General features: G+C 59.9%; 3 protein-coding genes. All 3 read left to right on the forward strand.

Translation table 11 applies throughout. The annotated features are described in order from the left end of the window. Window positions 1-1,024: tripartite tricarboxylate transporter substrate binding protein (locus AB1609_20045; protein MEW6048735.1), on the forward strand; the 1,024-nt coding region annotated here is incomplete at its 5' end. Between the two features lie 29 nt (window positions 1,025-1,053). Continuing rightward, window positions 1,054-2,025: a leucyl aminopeptidase gene (locus AB1609_20050; protein MEW6048736.1), complete on the forward strand. Its 972-nt coding sequence runs from the start codon at window positions 1,054-1,056 to the stop codon at window positions 2,023-2,025. A 62-nt stretch (window positions 2,026-2,087) separates the two neighbouring features. Continuing rightward, on the forward strand, window positions 2,088-2,813 hold a 726-nt coding region (locus tag AB1609_20055; protein MEW6048737.1), incomplete at its 3' end, for a hypothetical protein.

Here is a 2,813-nt window from a genome sequence, read left to right on the forward strand (position 1 = left end):
AAGCTTGAAAGGAGGAACGGAGTTTATGCTGAGGAAGCGCTTGGGAATGCTGGTGGTGCTGCTCATCGGTATTCTGCTAGCCGTTAATACCCTTGGTTGCAAAGGGCAGCAGGTGAAGAGCAAGTATCCGTCCAAGCCGATCGAACTCATAGTCCCCTTTGCCCCGGGTGGCGCAACCGATGTCGTCGCTAGGCCTCTGGCGCTGCGTCTGCAGGAGATGTGGGGGCAGACGGTGACCGTGGTCAACAAGCCAGGTGGTAGTGGCACGGTCGGCGTGATGGAGGTGGTAGGTGCCGCTCCTGACGGATACAAGATGTTGGTTAACGTAACCAGTACGGGCAGCTTGAACCCTGCTGTTGACCCCAACTTGCCGTACAAGTGGGATCAACTCACCCACGTATGTCGCATCAACGTCAACCCCTTGGTGTTCATCGTCAAGGGAGATTCCAAGTGGAACGGCTTACAGGATGTTGTCAACGAGTTGAAGGCAGATCCGACGAAGTATAATTACGGGACATCGGGTGCCGGGGGTCCGTCGACTTTTGCCATAGCCCAATTGTGTCAGGATTCAGGGATAGACCCGACGAAGCTCACCCGGGTAGTGCTCGGGGGTGGGGCAGCCGTGGTCACGGCTGTGGCGGGGGGTCACGTCCACTTGGCGGCTCAAAACCTGAGCGAAGTCGTAGCCATGATTGAGGCTGGCAAAATCAAGGCACTTGCTGTCACGACACCCGAGCGGGCGCCTCAGCTTCCGAACGTGCCCACGACCAAAGAGGCAGGGTTCCCTGGAGTGACACTGGTCGGGTGGAACGGAATCAGCGGGCCCCCTGGGCTTCCTGCAGATGTGGTTAAGGCATGGGAGGAAGCCGTTCAAAAGGTGTGCGCCGATCCGGGGTTCCAGAAGGAGATGGAAAAGGCAGGTGCAACTGCGGCCTTCTTGAACCAAGCCGATTTCCAGAAGTTCCTGAAGGAATATTACGAGACTGGCGTTGCGATTGCCGAGAAGCTTGGCCTTCGGAAGTAGCCGTACCATCAGGGGGAGGGTTGCCAGTCATGAAATCAGTCCAGCTTCTGAAGAACGCCCGAAAGCTCGTAGAAATCTGCGGCGGTGTCAAGCCGGGAGAGAAGGCCCTGGTGGTGACAGATTATAATAAGCTGTCCCTCGCTGAGGCAGTTGCTGCAGCTTGCCACGCCGTGGGAGCTGAGGTCGTAGTTAGCATCATGATACCGCGACGGATGCACAACGAAGAAATCCCCAAGCACGTTGCGGCCGCGATGCGCGAGGCCGACGTCATCTTCGCGCCGACCACGTGGTCGATAGCTCACACGAAGGCGCGCGTGGAAGCCACCAAGGCCGGGGCCCGGGTGGTCAATATGCCCTCTTATGAGGAGAGCACGCTCATAGGGGGTGCAATTGATGTGGATTTCGAGGCCCAGGCACGCCTGGTCCGCAAGGTAGCGGAGATGCTCACCGCGGCGAAGGAGGCGAGGGTGTACACCGACCTGGGGACCGACATCCGGCTTGGGCTGGAAGGGCGGCAGGGGGCAGCACTGACGGGCCTCATCCACAATCCTGGTGAGTTCGGGACTCCCCCTGATGTGGAGGCGCGCATCACTCCGGTTGAGGGGACTTCAGAAGGTGTCATCGTCGTGGACGGCAGCATCCCTGTTCCGGAAATCGGGCTCATCAGGGACCCCATCCGGGTAGTGGTTAAACAGGGCAGGGTGACTGAGATCTCAGGTGGGGAGCAGGCTCGGGTGTTCCGTGAACTGCTGGAGAGCCAACGCGATCCCGAGGTGTACAACATCGCCGAGTTGGGGATAGGGTTGAACCCCAAGGGGCGCCTCGTGGGTGTGATGGTCGAGGACGAGGGTTCACTCGGGACAGTTCATATCGCTGTAGGGACGAGTGCCGCATTTGGGGGGAAGGTTCGGACGTCCCTCCACCTTGACATGATGATACGTGCCCCGGTAGTTGAGCTTGACGGCCGCGTAATTCTGGACCGCGGAGCACTCAGGGTTTGACGACGCTGGGGAGATGGGCCAGGCAAGGCAAGCATAACCGGAGATGATATGTGGTGTCGCCGATGATGCAGTTGGTTCGGTCGGCCTGCGTCCCTCTTGCTCTTAACGCGGAAGGTGTCCGTGAGGTAGCGATTGTCACGGATACCGCCGTGGACACACCCGTGATTGAGGCGCTGGCAGCGGCGGCCGTTGCGATGGGGATGGAGCCGACCATTGTGATGTTCACGCCGCGCCATGCCAGTGGCCACGAACCCCCCGGGGTTGCTGCCAGCGCCCTGCGCGGGGCGGACCTGATGCTGCTGGCCTGTAGCACCTCCATGGCCCATACGGCAGCAGTGCGGTCGGCGTTGCGCGCGGGTGTGAAGTATGTGGGACTGCCTGGAATCAGCGTGGACACCATGTTACACGGTGCGGCCACCGCGGACTATGCTTTGGTGGGCAGAATCACTGAGGCTGTGGCCAGGGTCCTCACCGAAGCTCGGATGGTTCGGGTGGAGACACCTGGTGGTTGCCATCTCAGGTTGTCTGTGGAGGGCAGATCTGCCTTCCGTCTTGACGGTGTTTTCCGCCCGGGAAGCATTTGTTGTTTTCCGGATGGAGAAGCGGCCGTGGCCGTGGTAGAGGGGACGGCTGAAGGTAAGCTTGTGGTTGACTCCTCGATCGCTGGCGTGGGATCGCTTCGCGAACCCGTGGTCCTCGAGTTCGAAAAGGGCAGGTTGGCTAAGGTGTCTGGTGGTGATGACGCGAGACAGTTTCAGTGTCTTCTCGAGGCACATGGAGACGAGAAT

It is taken from the genome of Bacillota bacterium (genome assembly GCA_040754675.1).
In the GTDB taxonomy this organism is placed as follows: Bacteria; Bacillota; Limnochordia; order Limnochordales; family Geochordaceae; genus Geochorda.